Below are 19,624 nucleotides of genomic sequence, written 5' to 3' on the forward strand. Positions count from 1 at the left end.
CCCCCTGCACGGTACGCCCCGCCACCACCGACACCTCGCCGGCCGCCAGCGCCGTCAGCACCGAGCCGAGCGCGAACGCGGCCAGGCAGGCGTGGATCAGCGGCCGCCGCCCGTAACGGTCGGACAGCTGGCCGAGCAGCGGCATCGCGGCCACGTACCCCAGCAGGAACCCGGTGACGATCGGGGTGGCCCGCTCCAGGTGGTTCAGCGGCACGCCGACGTCCTCGGCGATGGAGATCAGCACGGTGACGACCACGTACGCGTCGAGCGCGGCCAGCAGCACCACCGCGCCCGCGGCGCCGAGCGCGATCCGGCGGGCGGGCCTCATCGGGTCTGCCTCATCCGGCCGGCGGAGGCGTGATCGTGATCACCGCGTCGTAGTCGCTGAACGACACCGTCACCGAGCCGTCCTGCAGCGGCAGGGTCGCCTTGGTCAGCCGGCCACTGGCCTTGTCGATCCAGATCTTGCCGTTCACGCCCTGCGTGACCCCCGGGATGATCTTCCCGAGCACTTCGCCGGAGAACGTGGTCGCCACCCGGTACGCGCCGCCCTCCTCGCCTTCCACGATCGGGTCGGTGGCCGTTTCGAGCAGCCTGGCGATGCCCTTGGTCGGCTCCAGGATCACCGACGGGTCGTAGATCTGCGCGAGCTGAGCCCGGCTCATCGTCTGGTAGCCGCCGGTCGGGCCCTTGAAGTGCACGGCGTCGCCGACCAGGACGAAGTTGATCTCCTGGAGGTTGCCGAGGATGTCCAGCGAGATCGACCCGTCGGCGTCGCCGGCCGCGGTCAGCCGTCCGTCGGCCTTCTTGACCTGCACCTTGGGCTTGCCCTCGGTGCTGATCGCGAACGACGCCGACTTGACGGTCTTCATCGCCGCGGCGGACTTCTTCATCAGGTCGGGCCCGGCGGGCAGCTCCGCCCCGCCCGACGAGCACGCCGCCCCCAGCGTGAGCACGGCGGCGATCAGCGAGACGATCAGCAGCTTTCGACGCATGAGCGGATCGTAGCGAGCGCCGGGGAACGCCGGTGAGCCGTAACCGGTATCGGTTGGATGTCAGCGCAACTTCTTCAGGTGATCGACGATCGGCCCGAAGGCCGTCTCCAGCGCGTCGAGCTGGTCGTCGGTCAGCCGGTCGACGAAGTGCTCGCGCACGCTCGCCACGTGGAACGGCGCCACCCGCTGGATCGTCGCCCAGCCGTCGTCGGTCAGCACGGCGAACGTGCCGCGCCGGTCGTCGCGGCAGTCTTCCCGGGTGACCAGGCCCTTGGCCTCCATCCGGGAGATCTGGTGCGAGAGCCGGCTGCGTGACTGGATCGTGGCGTCGGCCAGGTCGCTCATGCGCATGCGGCGATCCGGGCTCTCGGAGAGGTTCACCAGGATCTCGTAGTCGTTCAACGACAACGCGTGCTCCTGCAACTCGCGGTCGAGCCGGTGCATGAGGAGCTTGTGCAGCGCGAGATGCGTGCGCCAGGCACGCTGCTCAGAGGGAGAAAGCCAGCGGGGCGCGCTCATGATCTCCAATCTAGCGCACGTAAGGTCGTGGTCATGGGGGAGAAGTCGGGGGAGAGCCTGGGCACGGTGCTCGTGGCCGGCGGGGCGAACCTCACCATCGCGCTGGCCAAGCTCGTGGCCGGGTTGATCAGCGGTTCCGCGGCCATGCTCGCCGAGGCCGCGCACTCGGCCGCGGACACCGTGACCGAATTGCTGCTGCTGGTGTCGGTACGCCGCGCGGGCAAACCGCCGGACCGGCGCCACCCGTTCGGCTACGGCAAGGCCGGGTTCTTCTGGGCGATGATGGCCGCCGTCGCCACGCTGGTGGGCGGGGCCGGGTTCTCCATCACGCACGGCCTGCACGAGATCAGCCACGGCGAGGAGCTGTCGAACCTCACCCCGTCGTACATCGTGCTGGCGGTGTCGTTCGTGATCGAGGCGATCTCGTTCATGAAGGCGTTGTCGCAGCTGCGCGGCGCGGCCAGGAAACACCAGGTCTCGCCGGTGCGGCTGATGCGCGTCACCTCCGACACCGCGCTCAAGGCGGTGCTGTTCGAGGACGCCGCCGCGCTGGTCGGCCTGGTGATCGCGGCCACCGGCCTGCTCGGCTCGCAGCTCACCGGCTCCGCGCTGTGGGACGGCGCGGCCTCCATCGCCATCGGCGTGCTGCTGCTGGCCGTCGCGCTGAGCCTGATCGCCTCGAACCTGTCGCTGCTCATCGGCCAGGCCGCGCCCCGCCAGGTGGAGAACGGCATCCGCGCCGTCCTCATCGCCCAGCCCGAGGTGGAGGACGTGGTGGAACTGCTCACCATGTTCATCGGCCCGGCCGACCTCATGGTCGCCGCCAAGATCGACTTCAGGGACGAGGCCACCGCGGCCGGCGTCGAGATCGCCTGCGACGAGGTGGACCGCCGGCTCCGGCAGCGCTTCCCCAGCGTCGGCATGGTCTTCCTGGACCCCACGCCGACCCGCCACCGCCCGAGATGACCTGGTCTAACTGAACTCCATCACCACGGCCAGGCCCACGACGTGCATGAGGACCACGGCGACGATCAGCGAGACGAACACGAACTTGGCCGGCCCGTGCTCGAACGTCTTGCCCTCCTCGAGCGGACGACGTTTGGCCATACGGTCCGCGATGCGCTCTTCGATGGGTTTGCGGTGGAACATGCCCTCAAGCGTAGTGCGGAATGGGCCGCCTGCTCGCCCGGGAGTCCGTGACGACCGCCACCATGACGCCCGGCTCCGCCCGCCACTCCAGCAGGTGCAGGCCGTCGAGAACGAGGTCGGCCGCGCCCATCGCGTCGAGCGTCAGCTCGCCCCGCTTGATCATCGCCTCCTTGCGGGTCCAGAACCTGATCAGGTCCTCGGGGCCGGTGACCTCGGCCCGCTCGGCCGCCGTCAGCACCCGCTCGGCCAGCGCCGCGTCGACCGGGCCCGAACCCACCCGCTCGGCGTCGACGCCGACCTTGCCGGGACCGGCCGCCGCGCACACGTAACCGCGCGTGTGGCTGAAACTCACCCCCAGCTCCGGGGCCTCCGCCAGGTACGGCACGCCGTGACCGGGGCCGTGCACCGGGCAGCGCTGCAACAGCGTCAGCTCCCGCGGCGGCTTGCCGAGCACCTCGCCCGCGCACATGCGGATCAGCAGGTGAGCGGCGACGAACGCCGCGCGGTCGGCCTCGAACCTGAACCTGGCCGCCCGCTCACGCTCCACCTCGGTCAGCCACGCGAGCGGCGCGCGCACCTCATCGGGCCGGCCGCCCATGGCCACGGACTCGATCATCACTCCTTCTTTTTACCGGTGCTTTCCCCCGAGGACGAGTCGAGCGGGGTGCCGTCCAGCTTGTACTGCTCGTCCTTGGCCACGCCGAGCGTCGTGACGTCCTTGACCTTCCAGACGCCCTTCTCCTTCACCAGCGTGATCTTCAGGTGGGAGTCCTTGACCGAGCGGATCGCCTCGGCGGTGTTCACCTGCTGGTCGGCCACCACGATGGCGTGGGCCAGGCCCTCGTCCACGTCGGCCACGTACACCTCGCGCACCGTGGTCTTGGCCACCGCCTTCAGCTTGACGATGACCTGCGTCATCACGCCGCCGAACGCCTCGTCGTAGGTGGCCAGGAAGTCGCCGGTGGCCTGGGCGGCCATGGTGGACCTGGTGGCCTGCAGGTTCTGGTAGTCGTAGCTGAGCAGCGTGGTGGCGAAGGCGCCGGCCGCGCCCGCCACCTCCAGGCGCGCGGTCCGCTCGGCCTCCAGCCTGGCCAGGGCGTCCTGGCTGCGGCTCGCCGAGACCCACTGCAGGACGGCCGTCGCGGCGACGGCCGTGACCAGCATCGCCGCGAGCGCCCCGAGCAGCCGGGCCCGCGTGAACCCCGCCTTACCCGCAGGCGTCCCCTCATCGGTGGCGGCCTCGGCCTGCTCGGGGGCGGCCGGCTCTTCGGCGGTCTCCTCTTCCACGGCCGGCTCTTCGGCGGTCTCCTCTTCCGCGTCCTGCTCGGTCTCGGTGGTCTCGTCTGCGAGGTCCTGCTTGGGGGTCATGCGTTCTCCTCACGGCGGCGGGCGGCCCGGCCCACCGCGATCCAGCCCACGATGCCACCGCCGGCCACCACCGCGAGGAAGATCGCGATGACGAGCGGCGTGGCGTTCAGCGGGGTACGGGACGCGGCGCTGGTGGCGGCCACGCCGCTGGGCTCGTCGGCGGGCAGGTCCGACGGCTCGGACCCGGCCTGCTTGGTGGCCTTCTTCGCCGGTGCGGCCGGCTGCTCGGCGGCCTGCTCAGCCGGCCCGGAAGTATCACGGTCGTCGGCCCGTCGATCGGCGACGTCCTCCGCGTCCCGGGCGGCCCGGGCGGCCGGCGGGCAGGAGCGCGGCCGGGGCACCCCGGGCGGCCCGACCGCGTCCGCGTACTCCAGCGCCGGCGTCGGCCCGCCCGGCACGCTGAAGATGAACGACGCCTTGCCGTACACCGTGTCGCCCCGCCTGTCGCTGATGTCGTCGGCCAGGGTCAGCGCGGTCGGCACCACGCTCAGCAGGTGGTTGACGTTGCGCTGGGTCTCCGGCGAGAACACCGGCCGGTGCGGCAGCCCGGCCGCGGTGAGCAGGCACGAGAACCCCGGCCTGGCCTTCTTCAGCGCCGCGTCGAGCTGCGCGAACACGCCGGGCCCCTGGTCGAGGAAGGCGTTCAGGTCCGCGCGGGAGGCCCGCAGCGAGCCGGTGACCGTGCTGAGGTCGGTGATGCCCGCGGCCAGCTGGTCCTTCCTGCCCGCCAGCGTGTGGGTCAGCTCGGTGAGCTGCACAGACAGCTCGTCCAGCACCTCCGCGTTCTCCGCCAGCGTGCCGGTCAGGTCGTGCGCGTCGTCGATGATGCCCTTGATGGACGGCGCCCGGCCCTCCAGCGCCACCGCCAGCTCATGGGTGATCGTCTTGGCGTCCCCCGGCGGCACCGCGTTGAGCAGCTTGCCCACGCCGTCGAACAGCTTCTTGTAGTCGAGCGGCACGGTGGTCCTGGCCAGCGGGATCGTGTCGCCGGGGGCGAGCTGCGGCCCGCGCACGCCGGTGGCGGGCGGCGACAGCTCCACGTACGGCTCCCCGATCGCCGACTTGCGCCGCACCTCGGCCGTGCTGCCCTTGGGCAGCCTGACCTCCCTGTCGATGTCCAGCCCCACCACGATCCTGCCGGGCGCCAGCCGCACGTCGCCGATCTTGCCCACCCGCACGCCCAGGTAGGCCACGTCGAAGCCGCGCAGCAGCCCGGGGGAGGAGGTGAACTCGGCCGAGACCCGGTACGGCCGCTCGATCGCGTCGAGCTTGATGATCGTGCTGAACGCCCACACGGTCATCACCACGCCCAGGACGACGAAGAAGCCCAGGTTCAGGTAGATGCGGCTCTTCATAGCGGCGGCTCCCAGAGCAGGCGGAAGTCGTCCAGGAGCTTCGGCGGGCCCTGGCCCGTCTTGGGCGGCGTGTTCGGGATGACGCCCTTGTTCTTCGGCAGCAGCAGCCCCTTCAGCCAGACGTAGATCAGCACCTGGCCGTTGACCGTGATCGGCGGCGCGTCGATGAACTTCTGGATCTTCGCGATCAGCGCCTGCAGGTCGTCCTTGCCGCGCAGCATCGACGAGGTGATGCCGTTCAGCTCGCGCATGAGCGTGCGCAGCCGGGCCGCGTGGCGCGGGTAGACGGTCAGGTTGGCCTCCTTGGCCAGCTTCGTCAGCGCCACGATGGCCTTCTTGACGTGCTTGCGCCCGTGGTTGATCCGCGCGGTGGCCGCGGCCAGCGTGCCGGGCAGCCGGTCCAGCTCCTTGGTGCCCTTGGCCAGGTCGTCGCCCAGGTCGGCGAGCGCGTCGATGGTGACGGCCAGGTCCCTGCGGGCGGCTGCGTAGGCGTCGGTGACCTCGGCGGTGCGCTTGATGAGCAGGTTGACGTCGTCGCCCTTGCCGCCGAAACCGGTCGCGGCGGCGTCCAGGATGGCGTTGACGTCCTGCGCGCCGAGCGCCTCGATCAGCGGCCCGGCCTTCTCGGTGACCTGCTCGATGTCCGGCTCGACGGACGTCTTCGCGATGGTGGCGCCGTCCTTCAGGAACGGCCCGGTCGCCAGGTCCTTGCCGGCCGGGGGCGCGAGCTGCACGTAGTTCTCGCCCAGCACCGACGTCTTGGCCACGGTCGCGGTGCTGCCCTCGGGGATGCGGTGCCCGGACTCGATCGACATCGTCACCTTCGCCCGGTAGCCGTCCAGCCGCACGTCGGTGACCGTGCCCACGCGGACGTCCGAGATCTGCACGCTGTGCCCCACGACCAGGCTCTGCACGTCGTCGAAGGTGGCGCTGAGCGTCAGGTCGCCGCCGGTCGCCCCCAGCGTCTGGAGCGAGCAGGACGACGCCGCGAGCGCCAGCGCGAGCGCCCCGCACGCGACCCGCGCCCTCATCGCTTCTTCCCCTGCTGCTGAGAGGGCCGCTGGAAGGGGCAGTTGCTCAGCCCGGCGGGCAGGCACGGCACCGGGCCCAGGTTCAGCGCCTGGAACAGCGGGGTCAGCCAGGCCCTGGTCATCGCGTTGAGCACCACCCGGATCTTCAGCACGTGCTGCTCCCTGTCCCAGGAGTCGATGAGCACGTCGGCGAAGTCGGCCGCGCCCTTGACCGCCAGCGCCATCGACTCGCTGTTGGCCCTGACGGTCAGCACCAGCTCGGCCAGCGTCCCGGCGGCCTGCGGCAGCCGCTCCGAGTACGCCTCGATGATCACGTCCCCGCGCCGGACGAAGTCCGCCATGCCGGAGATGAACCCGCGCAGCCGCTGCCGTTCCTCGGCCAGGATCGCGCTGGCCTCGGAGAAGGAGTCGATCGCCCGCGTCACCTGGCCCTGCCGCCTGTTCAGGCTGGTGGCCAGCTTGTTGAGGCCCTTGGCCAGGTCGATGAGCTGCTGGTCCTGCTTGGCGAGGGTGTCGGTGAGCTCGGCGGTGTCGGCCAGCGCGTTGTTGATCGTCTTGCCCCGCCCCCTGACCCCGTCGGCCAGGTCGCCCGCCACCGAGCCCATCTTGTCGGCGTTGAGCGCGTCGGTCAGCTTGGTGAACGCGTCGAGCGCGTCGTCGATCTCCACCGGCAGGTCGGTACGCTCCAGCGGGATCGTCGCCCCCGGCTGGATCCGCTGGTCACCCGGTTTCCACGGCGGGTACAGCACCACGTTGCGCTCGCCGAGCGTGTTCTGCGGCGCCACCACGGCCTTCACCCCGGCCGGCAGCGGCACCTCCCGGTCCACCAGCAGCTCGACCCTGACCCGGTCGCCCTCGATGCGGATGTCGCCCACGTACCCGGCGTCCAGGCCCATCACCTTCACCCGCGCCTCCTCGTACAGGGAGGGCGCCTTGGCGAAGATCGCCACCAGCGCGTACGGCCGCTCACCCAGCACCGAGCACCCGCCGGAGGCCACGACCAGCACCGTGGCCATCAGGACCGCCAGAAGCCGTCTCATCTGTCGTCCTTCCTGTCCTTGGCGATGGCGGCCAGCACCTCCGGGTTGATCGGGCCCAGGCCGGTGGCGATCGCCTCCAGCCACGGGCCCTGGCCGCCCATCGTGGACAGCCCGCGGAACGTCGGCCCGGCCCAGGCCAGCAGCGAGTTGAGGTCCTTGTCGCTGGCGCTGAGCCTGGAGGTGATGGCGGCGTTGTCGTCCAGCACCTGGACCAGGGACTTCTCGTGCTCGTTGATCAGCCTGGTGGTGCTCTGCACCAGGTCGCTGCCGTCGCCGAGCAGCGTGCGCAGCTCGTTCCTGCGGCTGCGCAGCTCGTCGAGCATGATCTCGATGGCGTCGATGAGCCGGCCGAGCTGTTCATCCTTCTTCTCCAGCACGTCCATGATCTTGGTGCCGTTGTCGAGGAGGCGCTGGAGCTGCGGCTCGCTCTCACTGATCGTGTCGGACAGGTCGCCGATGTTCTTCAGCAGCCTGGTGATGCGGCCGCGCTCGCTCGTGTCGATCTTGTCCAGTTCGGTCAGCAGGTCGTCCACGGCCTCGGTGTCGAGCTTCTGCACGAGCCTGGTGGCGTCCTTGATGGCGTCGTTGATCAGCGTGGGCACGCCGGTCCTGTCGATCGGGATGCGCCGCGCGCTCTCCGGGAGCTGGTCCAGGTACGGGGCGGCGACCGGGCCAGTGAGCTTGACGTACCGGCCGCCGAGCAGGTTCGACAGCGTGATGTCGGCCCGGGTGCCGCGGCCGAGCCGGACGTCGGAGTCGACCTTCCAGGTGACGATCACCTGGCCCTGCGCGTAGTCGGGCCGGACCTCGGTGACCTTGCCCACGCGCACCCCGGCCACCCGGACGTCGTTGCCGGTGCGCAGCCCGCCGGAGTCGGCGAACACGCCGGAGACGTAGTATCCGCCTTCGAGCAGGCCCAGGTTGCCGACCAGGAACGTGGCCACCAGCACGGTGCCGAGCACCGCCACCGACACCAGGCCGACGACGATCTTGTTGCGGTCGCGGAAGGACTTGAGCGCCATCACTGCCCCACCATGAGCTTCCGCAGGTCCTTCGAGCTCTGGATCCTGGTGTTGCGCAGCGGCGGCGGCTCCTGCATCGGGTACGGGCACGGCGAGGGCCCCAGGTTCACGCAGGGCACCGCGGTGATGAAGTAGTGGCCCCGGTTGACCGTGGAGTAGGCGCGCTGGAACAGCGGCTGGAAGGTGGTGACGGTCTTCTCGATCTCGCCCACGTGCCGCCTGATGCCGCCGGTGAGCCCCTGCAGGTGGTCGACCAGCGCGCCCAGCTCCCTGGCGTTCTTGCCGATCACCTCGTTGGAGGTGTGGAAGGTGGCGGACAGCTCCACGATCGAGTCGTCGATGAGCCGCCGGTTGTCGGCGAACGCCTCCGACAGCACCACCAGGTTGTCGACCAGCCGCTCGATCTGCTTGTCGCGCTTGGCGACCACCTCGGTGACGGTGGCGTAGTCCCGCAGCAGCTGCTTGATCAGGCGCTTGCGCTCGTTGAGCGTGCCGGTGATGTCGTTGACGTTGTCCAGCAGCCGCGGGATGTTGCGGTGGTTGCCCTTGAGCGACTTGGACGCGGCGGTCAGCAGCTGGTTGATCTGGTCGGCGTCCAGGCTCCTGGTGAGCGGGCCGAGGTCGCTGACCAGCTCGCCGATGTCCACCACGGAGGCGGTGCGGGCGATGCGCGCGCCGGGGGCCAGCCGGTCGGCGGCGGTGCCGGGGATCAGGTAGACCACGCGCTGGCCGATGGCGTTGCGCCAGCGGACGGCCGCCTCGGTGTCGGACGGCACGCGCACCTCCGCGCGTACCTCCATGGTCACCTCGGCCCGGCCGTTGACCACCTTGATCGTGTCGACCTGCCCGACCGGCGCCCCGGCGATCTTGACCTGGTCGCCCTCGTTCAGCCCGGACACGTCGTCGAAGGTCGCCGTCAGCAGGTAGCCGTCGCCGGTGCTGACGCGGGCGATCTGCAGGGTGATCAGCACGATCAGCGTGACCGTCAGGCCGAGGAACAGCGCGAAGCGCACGAACGTCCACCTGCGGGCCGCGCGCTCCTTGGACACCGCCATCTAGCGCCTCCCGTCGGTGGGTCCGCAGGCGCCGACGATGAGCTCGCAGATGTCGGTGGCGACGAACGCCTCCACCTGCATCTGGCGGCTGTTGCCCGGGCCGGGGGTCTCGATCAGCTCGTTGAGCAGGTCCACCAGGGTGTTGAGTCCGCGTACGCCGTCGCCGGCCAGGCCGAGCTGGGCGTAGATGAGCGCGGCCACCCGCTCGCCCGAGTGCACGCCGGCCCGCAGGTTCTGCCGGTGCTTGCCGAGCCCGTGGGCGCTCAGCTCGGAGACGGAGGTGATCTCCTGGAGCAGCGCGCGTACCTTGTCGGCCCGTTCCAGCAGGTCGGGGGTGATGACGTTGACGTCGGACGCGATCGAGATCAGCTCGTCGCCCTTGTCGGAGAGCGCGGTGCCGAGCGCGGCGGTGTCCCGCAGGAACCGCCTGGCCTCGGCGCGGCGCCGGTGCGCGACGCCGACCACGGTGCCGGAGTCGTCGATCAGCTCGCGCAGGTGCTCGCCGGTGCCGTCGAGGCCCTTGGCCAGGGTGTGCACGATGACGGTGACCTCGCGCGGGTCGATCGCGTCGAGCCCCTGGTAGGCGTCGCCGAGCGTGTCGGACAGGTCGAGCGGGTCCTCGGTGGCGGTGATGACGGCGCCGCTGGTCAGGTAGGGGCCGGTGGTCTCGCCGGAGCCGAGCCGCAGGTCGATGTACTTCGGGCCGAACACCGAGGTGGGCTCGACGGAGGCGACCGTGGTCCGCGGGATCCTGACGCCCGGCCGGATGTGCATGGTGACCACGGCCCGGCCCTTGGCGTCGAGCGACACGTCGGTCACGTCGCCGACGGTCAGTCCGCGGATCTTGACCGGGGAGTTGGTGTCCATGCCCTGCCCGGCGTGGCCGAACACGGCGTCGATCCTGGTGCCGCTGATCTCGGTGGCCGCGCGTACGACGAAGAACGCGGTGGCGGCGAAGACGGCCACGACGAGCGCGGCGACGCCGAGCCTGGCCGGGAAGGAGAGCTCGAATCTGGCCATGCCTCACCCGCCCGTCAGCGGCACGTTGCCGCCGCCGCCCCAGAACAGGTACGACAGCAGCAGGTTGATCAGCACGATCGTGACGATCGACTGGCGGATGGCCCGGCCGGCCGCGACGCCCACGCCCACCGGGCCGCCGGTGGCGTGGAAGCCGTAGAAGCAGTGGATGACGATGACCGTGAAGGCGAACACGCCCACCTTGGCGACGCTGAAGACGATGTCGCTGACCGGCAGGTACAGGTAGAAGTAGTAGTCGTAGACGCCCGGGGCCAGCCCGAACAGCACGGTGCACATCAGCCGGGTGGCGAAGAAGCTGGCGAACAGCGCGATCAGGTAGATCGGCATGAGGGCCAGCAGCGCGGCCACGACCCGGGTGCAGATCAGGTAGGTGAAGGCGTTGATGCCCATCACCTCCAGCGCGTCGATCTCCTCGGAGATGCGCATCGCGCCCAGCTCCGCCGTGAACGACGAGCCGACCTGCGCCGCCAGCGCGGTGGCCGCGATGATCGGGGTGATCTCGCGGACGTTGGCGAAGCTGCCCACCAGCCCCATGAACGACTCGGCGCCGATCGCGGCCAGCCCCTGGTAGCCCTGCAGGCCCACGGTGGCGCCCACGACGAACGCCATGGTGAACACCACGAAGATCATGCCGCCGCCGATGACGGTCGCGCCGACGCCGACCACGACGTCGCTGACGTGCCGCAGGACGACCTTGAAGTAACGCAGCCGCAGGATGACGTCGCGTACCGAGTAGAACAGCACTCGCCACACGAACAGCGGCCAGTCGGCCAGCCCCGCGAACCTCTCGGCGGCGTCGCGGCCCCTGGCCGCCATCCTGAGCCCCGCCGTCCTGGTCACCATCACAGCGCCCGGGGCGGATAGGCCAGGAAGTACACGGCGGAGATCATGTAGTTGAACGCGAACACCAGCATGAACGTGACCACCGTGGCCTGGTTGACCGCCCGGCCCACGCCGACCGGGCTGGTCGCGCACGTCATGCCCTTGTAGCAGGCGACGGCCGCGGCGATGAACCCGAACACCCACGCCTTGAACAGCGTCACGTACAGGTCGGAGCCGACCACCAGCGACAGCGCGCCGTCGAAGTAGGCGCCGGGCGTGACGCCCTGCACGACCACGTTGAAGAAGTAGCCGCCGCTCGCCCCGGCCAGGATGACCAGCGGGCACAGGCAGACGGCGACCGTGCTGGCGGCCCACATGCGCGGTGTGACCAGGCGGTGGATCGGGTTGACCGACATGACCTCCATGGCGCTGAGCTCGTCGCGGATGTTGCGCGCGCCGATGTCGGAGGTCATCGCGCTGCCGCCGGCCCCCGCGATGAGCAGCGCGCTGGCCAGCGGCGCGACCTCGCGGATCAGGCCGACGAACACCGCGCTGCCGGTCGCCGAGGCCGCGCCGAGCTGCCAGGCCAGCTCGCCGACCTGCAGGGCCACGGTCGCGCCGAGGGGGAGGGAGACCAGCAGCACCGGGATGCTGGTGACGCGGGCCAGGAACCAGCACTGGTCGACGAACTCCCAGAACCAGCTGCGCACGTCCCAGCTTCTGCGCAGGCCCTCCAGGACGATGACGAACAGGTCACCGACCTGGCCGAGGACGGACCCGGCCCGGCGTCCGAGGTATCCGGACAGGGCCATTCAGTGCCCCGTCCACGTGCGTGTCGCCGCCATGACCACCTCCGCCGCCTACGGATCAGTCACCCTACTGACGGGTTGTCTAGTAGTCGATGCTTGGACTGGAATTTGCGAAAAAGGTATGAGACGCAGCTCACGCCTTGTCAGCCCCATACGAAACGTGACCAACCCGTGACCCAGTGGTCTCAGGAGAGCAGATTGGCCATCCAGGTCTCGATCTCCGCGGCGCGGCGGGGGAGCGCGGCGGACATGAGGCGGGCGCCGTCGGCGGTGATCTCCAGGTCGTCCTCGATGCGGATGCCCAGGCCGCGCAGTTCCTCGGGCAGGGTCAGGTCGTCCGGCTGGAAGTACAGGCCGGGCTCGACGGTGAGCACCTGGCCCTCCTCCAGGACGCCGTCCAGGTAGACCTCGGCGCGCGACCTGGCGCAGTCGTGCACGTCCAGGCCGAGCATGTGGCCGCTGCTGCACAGCGTGTAGCGGCGGTACAGGCCGGACTCCATCAGGCTGTCGGGGGAGTCCTTGAGCAGGCCCCAGTCGTGCAGGCCCTCGCAGATGACGCGCATGCCCGCGCGGTGGAAGTCGCGGAAGCTCGCGCCCGGCCTGAGCGTGGCGATGGCCGCCGTCTGGGCCTCGTAGACCAGGTCGTAGGCCTGCCGCTGGACGCTGGTGAACGTGCCGGACAGCGGGAACGTGCGGGTGATGTCGGCGGTGTAGAGCGTGTCGGTCTCCACGCCGGCGTCGAGCAGCAGCAGGTCCTGCGGGCGCAGCGCGCCGTCGTTGCGGATCCAGTGCAGCACGCAGGCGTGCGCGCCGGAGGCGACGATGCTGTCGTAGCCCACCGCGTTGCCCTCCAGGCGCGAACGCAGCCCGAACACGCCCTCCAGGTACCGCTCGCCCCTCGGGTGGCCGAGCGCCTGGGGCAGGGCGCGCACCACGTCCTCGAAGCCGCGGGTGGTGGCGTCCACGGCGAACTGCAGCTCGCCGACCTCCCACTCGTCCTTGATCAGCCGCATCTCGGACAGGAAGCCCTCGAACTCGGCGTCGCCGTCACCCGGCTCGACGGCGGCGTCCACGGTGGGGTCCACGTCCCGCAGCACCCTGGCCGGGCCGCGCAGTTCCAGGTCGCGGATGTGGGCGCACTCCACCTGGTACAGCTCGGCCGCCTCGGCCAGGTCCGGCCGGCGGCCCACCCAGAACTCGCCGTAGCGGCGGTCGCGGTAGAACTCCTGGCCCTCCGCGCGCGGCGAGCGCGGCCGCAGGTACAGCCTGGACTCCCCGGACGGCTCCACCACCAGCACGTCGCCCGGCTCGCTCGCGCCGGTCAGGTACGAGTACGCGCTGTGCGGCCTGAACCGGTAGTCGCAGTCGTTGCTGCGGACCTTCAGCGTGCCCGCGGGGATCACCAGCCGCTCGCCGGGGAAGCGGGCCGCCAGTGCGGCGCGGCGCTTGGCGGCCCAGGGGGCGATCGGCAGCGCGGTCACGTCGGTGCGGCGGGTGTCGGCCCAGCCGGTCCGCATGAACGCGGCCAGGTCGTCGGTGATGGGCAGGTCGTGGCTTCCGGTGTTGAGCGGCTCGGTCATCTTTTTGCGCGTCCCGTGGGTGAGGAAACAGTGATATTTCACATAGTAGTGAGGTTGCGGTACGGCATGCAGCCTATGCGAGCGCTTGACGCCGTCCCCACCGGGTTGTTTGCCTGGGACATGGGCCTAATCAGGGCCCGCTCGGGAAGCTGACCTCCGAGGTGGTGCATATGCTCATTGGGACGATCCTGCGTGGCAAGGGCAGCGGCGTGACGACCGTGACGCCGGACGCGACCGTGCGGGAACTGCTCGCCCAGCTCGCCGAACACAACATCGGAGCCGTGGTCGTCTCCGCCGACGGCGCCACGATCGACGGGATCGTCTCCGAACGTGACGTCGTCCGGCGCCTGCACGACCGGGGCGCCGCCATCCTGGACGAGCCCGTCTCCTCGATCATGACGGTCGAGGTCCGCACGGTCGGCCCGGGCGACCGGGTGGACGAACTACGCAAGACGATGACCCAGCACCGCTTCAGGCACATGCCCGTCACCGAGAACGGGCGGCTGGTCGGCATCGTCAGCATCGGTGACGTGGTCAAGAGTGCCATCGAGGAACTCGAGACCGAGAAGGCGTCCTTGGTGGACTATCTCCATCGCTGACGGAGATGGCAGGCTTGGCCCGTGATGTACGGGCCTCCTCCTGAGTACCCCAAGGCGTCGAGCAGTCCGCCGCTGATCCTGCTCGCCACGGGACTCGCCGGGGTGCTCGGCTTCCTGCTCGGCATGTTCGTCGGCATCGGCACGGGCGCCCCCGCCGACGAGCCCGAGCCCAGGGTCACGGTGACGGTCGAGGACACCACGCCGCCCGCGGAGGTGACACAGCCGCCGGGCGGCGAGACCGTCGCGCCGCCCCAGGACGGCCAGCCCACGGCGGGTCAGCCCACCGCTGGTCAACCCACGGCCGGTCAGCCCACGGCCGGTCAGCCCACGGCCGGTCAACCAACCGCCGGTCAGCCCACGGCCGGGCAGCCGACGGCGGGTCAGCCCACGCTGGGCACCGGGCAGCAGGGAACCGGGCAGCCGGTCGCCGGTCCGCCCGACAACCCCGCCTCCATCCAGGTGCTCGTCGTGGGCAAGGACATCCAGCCGGGCACCTACCGCACCACCGGCCCGGTCGCGGGCGGCGCCGCGTGCTACTGGGCGCGGATGAGCGGCACCTCGGGCAGCATGAGCGACGTCATCGACGCGGGCATGCCGCCGGGCGCGGCCACGGTCACCATCCAGGCGACGGACAAGGCGTTCTCCACCGCGGGCTGCGCGCCGTGGACCAGAACGTGACCCCCTCGGCGATCTTCGTGATGCCGTCCCCCTGGAGACGGCGGCCCGGCCTGTAGGAGGATGCAGGCAGCCCAACGAGGAGGATGTCATGTCGATTCTGCAGTCCCTGGTGGAGAGCGTGCGTTCCGGCGCCGTGGAGGTCGTCGACCTCACCGCGCCGCTGTCCGAGGAGACGCCCATCCTCCAGCTGCCCCCGCCGTTCGGTAACACGATCCCGTTCCGCAAGGACGAGATCAGCCGCTACGACGACCGCGGCCCCGCCTGGTACTGGAACGATCTCCACCTGGGCGAGCACGTCGGCACCCACTTCGACGCGCCGATCCACTGGGTCACCGCCCGCGACGGCCAGGACGTCTCCCAGGTGCCGCCGCGCAGCCTGATCGCGCCCGCCGTGGTGCTCGACTTCACCGCGGAAGCCGGCAAGGACCCCGACTTCCTGCTGCGGATCGAGCACGTCCAGGAATGGGAACGCGCCAACGGGCCGCTCCCCGAAGGCGGCTGGCTGCTCTACCGCACCGGCTGGGACTCCCGAGCCGCCGACCAGGCCGCGTTCCTCAACGCCGACGAGACCGGCCCGCACACCCCCGGCGTCTCGGTCGAGTGCGCCCGCTGGCTGGCCGAGCAGACGCCGATCCTGGGCATCGGGGTGGAGACCGTCGGCACCGACGCCGGCGCCGCGCACTCCTTCGACCCGGCATTCCCCTGCCACTCCTTCCTGCTCGGCGCCGGCAAGTACGGCCTGACCCAGCTGCGCAACCTCGACCTGCTCCCGGTCACCGGCGCCGTCGTGGTCGCGCCGCCGCTGCCGATCGTGGGCGGGTCGGGCAGCCCGGTGCGCGTCCTGGCCCTGGTCGAACGATGAACGTCGCCGAAGCCGTCGGCCGGGCGCTCGCCGCGTGCGGCGTCCGGATGGTCTTCGGCGTGGTCGGCAGCGGCAACTTCCACGTCACCAACGCCCTCGTGGCGCACGGCGCGCGCTTCGTCGCCGCCCGCCACGAGGGCGGCGCGGCCACCATGGCCGACGCCTACACCAGGACCAGCGGCGAGGTCAGCGCCGTGTCCGTGCACCAGGGGCCGGGCCTGACGAACGCGATCACCGGGCTCACCGAGGCCGCCAAGAGCGGCACCCCGCTGGTCGTGCTGGCCGGCGAGGCCACCGACGCCCGCTCCAACTTCCATCTCGACCAGGACGCGCTGGCGCGCTCGGTCGGCCTGCTGCCGCTGCGCGTCTCCGACCCGGCCACCGCCGCCGAGCAGGCGGTGCTGGCCGTGCGCACGGCCCGCGAGCAGCGGCGCACGGTGCTGCTGAGCCTGCCGCTCGACGTACAGGCCGCCGCCACCGAACCCGACTGGACGGCGATCGACCGCCTCGGCGCCGACCTGCGAACCCTCGACGAGCCTCACCAGCCCCGCGAGCCCGGCGACGACGTGCTCGCGGCCGTGTGTGCCGCGTTGACGGCGGCAGAGCGGCCGGTGTTCATCGCCGGTCGCGGCGCCCGTCACGCGCGGCCGGAGCTGGAGCGTCTGGCCGCGCTCACCGGGGCACTGACGGCCACCTCCGCCGTGGCCAAGGGCCTGTTCCGCGGCTCGCCGTGGGACCTGGACGTCAGCGGCGGGTTCGCCACGCCGCTGACCGCCGAGCTGATCAGGGCCGCCGACCTGGTCGTCTCCTGGGGCTGCGGGCTCAACATGTGGACCACCAGGCACGGGTCGCTGATCGGGCCGGCGGCCAAGGTCGTCCAGGTGGACCTGGACCCGGCGGTCTTCGGCCGGCACACGCGCACGGACCTGGGCGTGACGGGGGACGTGCGGCAGATCGCCGCAGCCCTCACCGCCGCACTCGGCGGAGAGGCGCCCGGTGGAGAAGCGCGCTGCGGCTACCGGTCGGACGAGCTGGCCGGGCGCGTCCGGGCCGAGGGGCGGTGGCGGGACGTCCCGTACAAGGACGAGAGCGCGGCCGGCAGGATCGATCCGCGCACGCTCACCGTCGGGCTCGACGACCTGCTCCCGGCCGAGCGCGTCATCGCCGTCGATTCCGGAAATTTCATGGGATATCCGGCGATGTTCCTCGATGTCCCCGACGAGCAGGGGTTCTGCTTCACCCAGGCGTTCCAGTCGATCGGGCTCGGCCTGGCCACCGCGATCGGCGCCGCGCTGGCCCGTCCCGACCGGCTGCCGGTGGCCGCGCTGGGCGACGGCGGGGCGCTGATGGGCATCGCCGAGCTGGAGACCGTCGTGCGGCTGGGCCTGCCGATGGTGATCGTCGTCTACGACGACGAGGCGTACGGCGCCGAGGTGTACCACTTCGGCCCGCACGGGCACCCGCTCGACACGGTCAGGTTCCCGCCCGCCGACTTCGCCGCCATCGCCCGCGGCCACGGCCTCGCCGCCGTCACGGTCACCCGGCCGGCCGACCTGGCCGGGGTGTCCGCCTGGCTGGCGGGGCCGCGCGACCGTCCGCTGCTGGTGCACGCCAAGATCACGGGCGAGCGCGGCTCCTGGTGGCTGGAGGAGGCGTTCAAGGGCCACTGAGGACCCCGCCGGGTGGGCGGGTCAGAATTTGCGGAAGGTGCGCGCCTCCTCGGCGGCGGCCAGGACGGCGGCCAGCGGAGCGCCCGCACCCGACGCGACCGCCGCCGCCACCGCGCCCTCCACGAACGGCACGTCCGCCAGCACCACCCGCCCCGCCTCCGCCAGCAGCCGCGCGGTCAGCACCGAACCGCCCAGGTCCGGGATGACGATCACGCCGTCGCCCTGGTCGGCGCCGCGCAGCGCCTTCTCCACCACGTCGACGCTGGTGCCGAGGCCGCCCTCCGCCGTGCCGCCGGCCGGGAAGACCGGGGTCAGCCGTCCGGCGATGCTCCTGGCGAGCTCGGCCGTCTCGGCCGCCAGCCCGGCGCTGTGCGAGACCAGCACGATCCCCACCATCACGCCGACACCGCCGCCAGCGCCGCCACGATCAACACCGCAGAGGCCGCGCCCGGATCCTCGTGGCCGACGCTGCGCTCGCCCAGGTAGCTGGCGCGGCCCTTGCGGGCGCGCAGCGGGATCGTGCCGCGCGCTCCCTCCTCGGCCGCCGCCGCGGCCTGCTCGAACGCGGTACGCGGCCCCACCCCGTCGCGTACGGCCAGCGCCAGCGCCCGTCCGGCCGGGGACAGCGCGTCGACCATGGTCTTGTCGCCCGCCGTCGCCTTGCCCAGCCGCTCCACGGCCAGCACCCCGGCGTCGAACGCCCCGGAGAAGGCGGCCAGCGTCACCGGCGACTGCGGCGGCTCCAGCGTCCTGCCCATCTGGCGCAGCATCGAGCCGTACAGCGGGCCCGAGGCGCCGCCGACGCGGCGGATCAGCGTCGTGCCCGCCGTGACCAGCGCCTGCGCGGGCGAGTCCGGCGGCGCGTCGGCCAGGGCCTTGCTCACCTCGGTGAACCCGCGGTCGAGGTTCGCGCCGTGGTCGGCGTCGCCGATGGCCGCGTCGAGCTCGGTAAGCCGCTCGCGCTGCGCGCGCACCCGCCGGCCCGCCTCCGCCAGCCAGGCCACGAAGAAGTCGGTGTCCATCAGCGCCCCCAGCGCAGCGCGGGCGTCTCGACGGGCGCGTCCCACAGGCGGGTCAGCTCGTCGTCGAGGCGGCAGACGGTGACCGAGAAGCCCTGCATGTCCAGGCTCGTCACGTAGTTGCCGACCAGTGAGCGCGTCACCCGCGCCCCCTTGCCCTTGACGAACGACGCCACCTCGGCGAACACCACGTACAGCTCCATCAACGGCGTGCCGCCCATGCCGTTCACCATGACCAGCAGGTCGCCCTGGAGCGGCAGGTCGCCGTGGACGGCCTCCATGGCCACCCCGGCCAGCTCGCGCGCCGAGACCAGCGGCACCCGGGCCCGCCCCGGCTCGCCGTGGATGCCGATGCCCAGCTCCACGTCGCTGTCCGGCAGGTCGAAGGTGGGCTTGCCGGCGGCCGGCGTGGTGCACGAGGTGAGCGCGACGCCGAACGAGCGGCTGCGCTCGTTGACCGCCCCGGCCGCGGCGGCCACCGCGGTCAGCGGCGCGCCCTCCTCGGCCAGCGCCCCGGCGATCTTCTCCACGAACAGGGTGGCCCCGGTGCCGCGCCGCCCGGCCGTGTAGAGGGAGTCCTGGACGGCCACGTCGTCGTCCACCAGCACGGCGACGACCTCGACGTCCTCGGCCAGCTCGGCGGCCAGCTCGAAGTTCAGCACGTCTCCGGTGTAGTTCTTGACGATGTGCAGGACGCCGGCGCCGCCGTCGGCCCCGTGGGTGGCCTCGACGATCTGGTCGGGCACCGGCGAGGTGAAGATCTCGCCGGGACAGGCCGCGTCGAGCATGCCGTGACCGACGAAACCGGCGTGCAGGGGTTCATGGCCGGAGCCGCCGCCCGAGACCAGCCCGACCTTGCCGGGCCGCGGGCCCGCGGCCCGGTAGACCACCCGGCCGGACACCCGCAGCCCGGGATGAGCCGCGGCGAGCCCGTTGAGCGCATCGTCGACCACGGTGTCCGCCGCGTTGATGAGCTTCTTCATGGTCAGAACATCTGCCCGTTTCCCCGCGAG

23 protein-coding genes are annotated in these 19,624 nt (G+C 71.4%); 5 read left to right on the forward strand and 18 right to left on the reverse strand.

Annotation, left to right across the window (positions count from 1 at the left end; translation table 11 throughout):
* The 3 genes from HII36_RS19220 to HII36_RS19230 all read right to left on the reverse strand — a co-directional run.
* Positions 1–328: MFS transporter (locus HII36_RS19220; protein ID WP_173524592.1), on the reverse strand; the 328-nt coding region annotated here is incomplete at its 3' end.
* A 10-nt stretch (positions 329–338) separates the two neighbouring features.
* Positions 339–995 carry an LppX_LprAFG lipoprotein gene (locus tag HII36_RS19225; RefSeq protein ID WP_173524593.1) on the reverse strand — a complete coding sequence of 219 codons (657 nt, stop codon included), beginning with the start codon at positions 993–995 and terminating at the stop codon, positions 339–341.
* A gap of 60 nt (positions 996–1,055) precedes the next feature.
* Complete coding sequence (locus tag HII36_RS19230; RefSeq protein ID WP_173524594.1) at positions 1,056–1,514, reverse strand: MarR family winged helix-turn-helix transcriptional regulator; 459 nt, start codon at positions 1,512–1,514, stop codon at positions 1,056–1,058.
* A gap of 33 nt (positions 1,515–1,547) precedes the next feature.
* Here HII36_RS19230 and HII36_RS19235 point away from each other — a divergent pair, with 33 nt between their 5' ends.
* Positions 1,548–2,480: a cation diffusion facilitator family transporter gene (locus HII36_RS19235; protein ID WP_173524595.1), complete on the forward strand. Its 933-nt coding sequence runs from the start codon at positions 1,548–1,550 to the stop codon at positions 2,478–2,480.
* A 6-nt stretch (positions 2,481–2,486) separates the two neighbouring features.
* Here the strand turns inward: HII36_RS19235 and HII36_RS19240 are convergent, their stop codons facing one another.
* From HII36_RS19240 to HII36_RS19295, 12 genes are all read right to left on the reverse strand, one after another.
* Positions 2,487–2,663, reverse strand: a complete 177-nt coding sequence (locus HII36_RS19240; RefSeq protein ID WP_173524596.1) for a hypothetical protein — start codon at positions 2,661–2,663, stop codon at positions 2,487–2,489.
* Between the two features lie 4 nt (positions 2,664–2,667).
* Positions 2,668–3,279: a 4'-phosphopantetheinyl transferase family protein gene (locus HII36_RS19245; RefSeq protein ID WP_236003650.1), complete on the reverse strand. Its 612-nt coding sequence runs from the start codon at positions 3,277–3,279 to the stop codon at positions 2,668–2,670.
* The gene (locus tag HII36_RS19250) at positions 3,279–4,031 is read right to left on the reverse strand and encodes a hypothetical protein (RefSeq protein WP_173524597.1); all 753 of its coding nucleotides are present in this window, start codon (positions 4,029–4,031) and stop codon (positions 3,279–3,281) included. The genes HII36_RS19245 and HII36_RS19250 overlap by 1 nt, the downstream gene beginning before the upstream one ends.
* Positions 4,028–5,386, reverse strand: coding sequence for an MCE family protein (locus tag HII36_RS19255; protein WP_173524598.1), 1,359 nt, complete (start codon positions 5,384–5,386; stop codon positions 4,028–4,030). The genes HII36_RS19250 and HII36_RS19255 overlap by 4 nt, the downstream gene beginning before the upstream one ends.
* Positions 5,383–6,417, reverse strand: coding sequence for an MCE family protein (locus HII36_RS19260; protein ID WP_173524599.1), 1,035 nt, complete (start codon positions 6,415–6,417; stop codon positions 5,383–5,385). Before HII36_RS19260 ends, HII36_RS19255 begins: the two co-directional genes overlap by 4 nt.
* Positions 6,414–7,457: an MCE family protein gene (locus HII36_RS19265; RefSeq protein ID WP_173524600.1), complete on the reverse strand. Its 1,044-nt coding sequence runs from the start codon at positions 7,455–7,457 to the stop codon at positions 6,414–6,416. The genes HII36_RS19260 and HII36_RS19265 overlap by 4 nt, the downstream gene beginning before the upstream one ends.
* Entirely contained in the window at positions 7,454–8,479 is a 1,026-nt protein-coding gene (locus HII36_RS19270; protein ID WP_173524601.1) for an MlaD family protein, read from the reverse strand. Before HII36_RS19270 ends, HII36_RS19265 begins: the two co-directional genes overlap by 4 nt.
* Positions 8,479–9,534, reverse strand: a complete 1,056-nt coding sequence (locus tag HII36_RS19275; RefSeq protein WP_173524602.1) for an MCE family protein — start codon at positions 9,532–9,534, stop codon at positions 8,479–8,481. Before HII36_RS19275 ends, HII36_RS19270 begins: the two co-directional genes overlap by 1 nt.
* Positions 9,535–10,554, reverse strand: a complete 1,020-nt coding sequence (locus HII36_RS19280; protein ID WP_173524603.1) for an MlaD family protein — start codon at positions 10,552–10,554, stop codon at positions 9,535–9,537.
* 3 nt (positions 10,555–10,557) lie between these two features.
* The gene (locus HII36_RS19285) at positions 10,558–11,415 is read right to left on the reverse strand and encodes an MlaE family ABC transporter permease (RefSeq protein ID WP_173524604.1); all 858 of its coding nucleotides are present in this window, start codon (positions 11,413–11,415) and stop codon (positions 10,558–10,560) included.
* The gene (locus HII36_RS19290; RefSeq protein WP_173524605.1) at positions 11,415–12,206 is read right to left on the reverse strand and encodes an MlaE family ABC transporter permease; all 792 of its coding nucleotides are present in this window, start codon (positions 12,204–12,206) and stop codon (positions 11,415–11,417) included. The genes HII36_RS19285 and HII36_RS19290 overlap by 1 nt, the downstream gene beginning before the upstream one ends.
* A gap of 182 nt (positions 12,207–12,388) precedes the next feature.
* Positions 12,389–13,783 carry an aminopeptidase P family protein gene (locus tag HII36_RS19295; RefSeq protein ID WP_173524606.1) on the reverse strand — a complete coding sequence of 465 codons (1,395 nt, stop codon included), beginning with the start codon at positions 13,781–13,783 and terminating at the stop codon, positions 12,389–12,391.
* A gap of 170 nt (positions 13,784–13,953) precedes the next feature.
* Between HII36_RS19295 and HII36_RS19300 the strand changes: the two genes are divergently transcribed.
* The 4 genes from HII36_RS19300 (at position 13,954) to HII36_RS19315 (ending at position 17,592) form a co-directional block, all read left to right on the forward strand.
* Entirely contained in the window at positions 13,954–14,382 is a 429-nt protein-coding gene (locus HII36_RS19300) for a CBS domain-containing protein (RefSeq protein WP_173524607.1), read from the forward strand.
* Between the two features lie 21 nt (positions 14,383–14,403).
* Entirely contained in the window at positions 14,404–15,060 is a 657-nt protein-coding gene (locus tag HII36_RS19305; protein ID WP_173524608.1) for a hypothetical protein, read from the forward strand.
* A gap of 88 nt (positions 15,061–15,148) precedes the next feature.
* A complete protein-coding gene (locus HII36_RS19310) occupies positions 15,149–15,922 on the forward strand; it encodes a cyclase family protein (protein ID WP_173524609.1) in 774 nt (257 codons plus the stop codon).
* Positions 15,919–17,592 carry a thiamine pyrophosphate-binding protein gene (locus tag HII36_RS19315; RefSeq protein WP_173524610.1) on the forward strand — a complete coding sequence of 558 codons (1,674 nt, stop codon included), beginning with the start codon at positions 15,919–15,921 and terminating at the stop codon, positions 17,590–17,592. Before HII36_RS19310 ends, HII36_RS19315 begins: the two co-directional genes overlap by 4 nt.
* A 21-nt stretch (positions 17,593–17,613) precedes the next feature.
* Here the strand turns inward: HII36_RS19315 and HII36_RS19320 are convergent, their stop codons facing one another.
* Genes HII36_RS19320 through dhaK form a run of 3 tightly spaced genes read right to left on the reverse strand, consistent with a single transcriptional unit; the run spans position 17,614 to position 19,594 of the window.
* Positions 17,614–17,988 carry a PTS-dependent dihydroxyacetone kinase phosphotransferase subunit DhaM gene (locus HII36_RS19320; protein WP_173524645.1) on the reverse strand — a complete coding sequence of 125 codons (375 nt, stop codon included), beginning with the start codon at positions 17,986–17,988 and terminating at the stop codon, positions 17,614–17,616.
* The gene (dhaL, locus tag HII36_RS19325; RefSeq protein ID WP_173524611.1) at positions 17,988–18,614 is read right to left on the reverse strand and encodes a dihydroxyacetone kinase subunit DhaL; all 627 of its coding nucleotides are present in this window, start codon (positions 18,612–18,614) and stop codon (positions 17,988–17,990) included. Before dhaL ends, HII36_RS19320 begins: the two co-directional genes overlap by 1 nt.
* Positions 18,614–19,594 (reverse strand): dihydroxyacetone kinase subunit DhaK, encoded by a 981-nt coding sequence (dhaK, locus tag HII36_RS19330; protein ID WP_173524612.1) that lies wholly within the window; start codon positions 19,592–19,594, stop codon positions 18,614–18,616. The genes dhaL and dhaK overlap by 1 nt, the downstream gene beginning before the upstream one ends.
* Positions 19,595–19,624 lie beyond the last annotated feature (30 nt).

Origin of the sequence: Nonomuraea antri (genome assembly GCF_013283785.1) — a bacterium.
In the GTDB taxonomy this organism is placed as follows: Bacteria; Actinomycetota; Actinomycetes; order Streptosporangiales; family Streptosporangiaceae; genus Nonomuraea; species Nonomuraea antri.

Coding starts and splice junctions, on each gene's coding strand:
- HII36_RS19225 (WP_173524593.1), bottom strand. CDS start 995: ATGCGTCGAAAGCTGCTGATCGTCTCGCTGATCGCCGCCGTGCTCACG.
- HII36_RS19230 (WP_173524594.1), bottom strand. CDS start 1,514: ATGAGCGCGCCCCGCTGGCTTTCTCCCTCTGAGCAGCGTGCCTGGCGC.
- HII36_RS19235 (WP_173524595.1), top strand. CDS start 1,548: ATGGGGGAGAAGTCGGGGGAGAGCCTGGGCACGGTGCTCGTGGCCGGC.
- HII36_RS19240 (WP_173524596.1), bottom strand. CDS start 2,663: ATGTTCCACCGCAAACCCATCGAAGAGCGCATCGCGGACCGTATGGCC.
- HII36_RS19245 (WP_236003650.1), bottom strand. CDS start 3,279: ATGATCGAGTCCGTGGCCATGGGCGGCCGGCCCGATGAGGTGCGCGCG.
- HII36_RS19250 (WP_173524597.1), bottom strand. CDS start 4,031: ATGACCCCCAAGCAGGACCTCGCAGACGAGACCACCGAGACCGAGCAG.
- HII36_RS19255 (WP_173524598.1), bottom strand. CDS start 5,386: ATGAAGAGCCGCATCTACCTGAACCTGGGCTTCTTCGTCGTCCTGGGC.
- HII36_RS19260 (WP_173524599.1), bottom strand. CDS start 6,417: ATGAGGGCGCGGGTCGCGTGCGGGGCGCTCGCGCTGGCGCTCGCGGCG.
- HII36_RS19265 (WP_173524600.1), bottom strand. CDS start 7,457: ATGAGACGGCTTCTGGCGGTCCTGATGGCCACGGTGCTGGTCGTGGCC.
- HII36_RS19270 (WP_173524601.1), bottom strand. CDS start 8,479: ATGGCGCTCAAGTCCTTCCGCGACCGCAACAAGATCGTCGTCGGCCTG.
- HII36_RS19275 (WP_173524602.1), bottom strand. CDS start 9,534: ATGGCGGTGTCCAAGGAGCGCGCGGCCCGCAGGTGGACGTTCGTGCGC.
- HII36_RS19280 (WP_173524603.1), bottom strand. CDS start 10,554: ATGGCCAGATTCGAGCTCTCCTTCCCGGCCAGGCTCGGCGTCGCCGCG.
- HII36_RS19285 (WP_173524604.1), bottom strand. CDS start 11,415: ATGGTGACCAGGACGGCGGGGCTCAGGATGGCGGCCAGGGGCCGCGAC.
- HII36_RS19290 (WP_173524605.1), bottom strand. CDS start 12,206: ATGGCCCTGTCCGGATACCTCGGACGCCGGGCCGGGTCCGTCCTCGGC.
- HII36_RS19295 (WP_173524606.1), bottom strand. CDS start 13,783: ATGACCGAGCCGCTCAACACCGGAAGCCACGACCTGCCCATCACCGAC.
- HII36_RS19300 (WP_173524607.1), top strand. CDS start 13,954: ATGCTCATTGGGACGATCCTGCGTGGCAAGGGCAGCGGCGTGACGACC.
- HII36_RS19310 (WP_173524609.1), top strand. CDS start 15,149: ATGTCGATTCTGCAGTCCCTGGTGGAGAGCGTGCGTTCCGGCGCCGTG.
- HII36_RS19315 (WP_173524610.1), top strand. CDS start 15,919: ATGAACGTCGCCGAAGCCGTCGGCCGGGCGCTCGCCGCGTGCGGCGTC.
- HII36_RS19320 (WP_173524645.1), bottom strand. CDS start 17,988: ATGGTGGGGATCGTGCTGGTCTCGCACAGCGCCGGGCTGGCGGCCGAG.
- dhaL (WP_173524611.1), bottom strand. CDS start 18,614: ATGGACACCGACTTCTTCGTGGCCTGGCTGGCGGAGGCGGGCCGGCGG.
- dhaK (WP_173524612.1), bottom strand. CDS start 19,594: ATGAAGAAGCTCATCAACGCGGCGGACACCGTGGTCGACGATGCGCTC.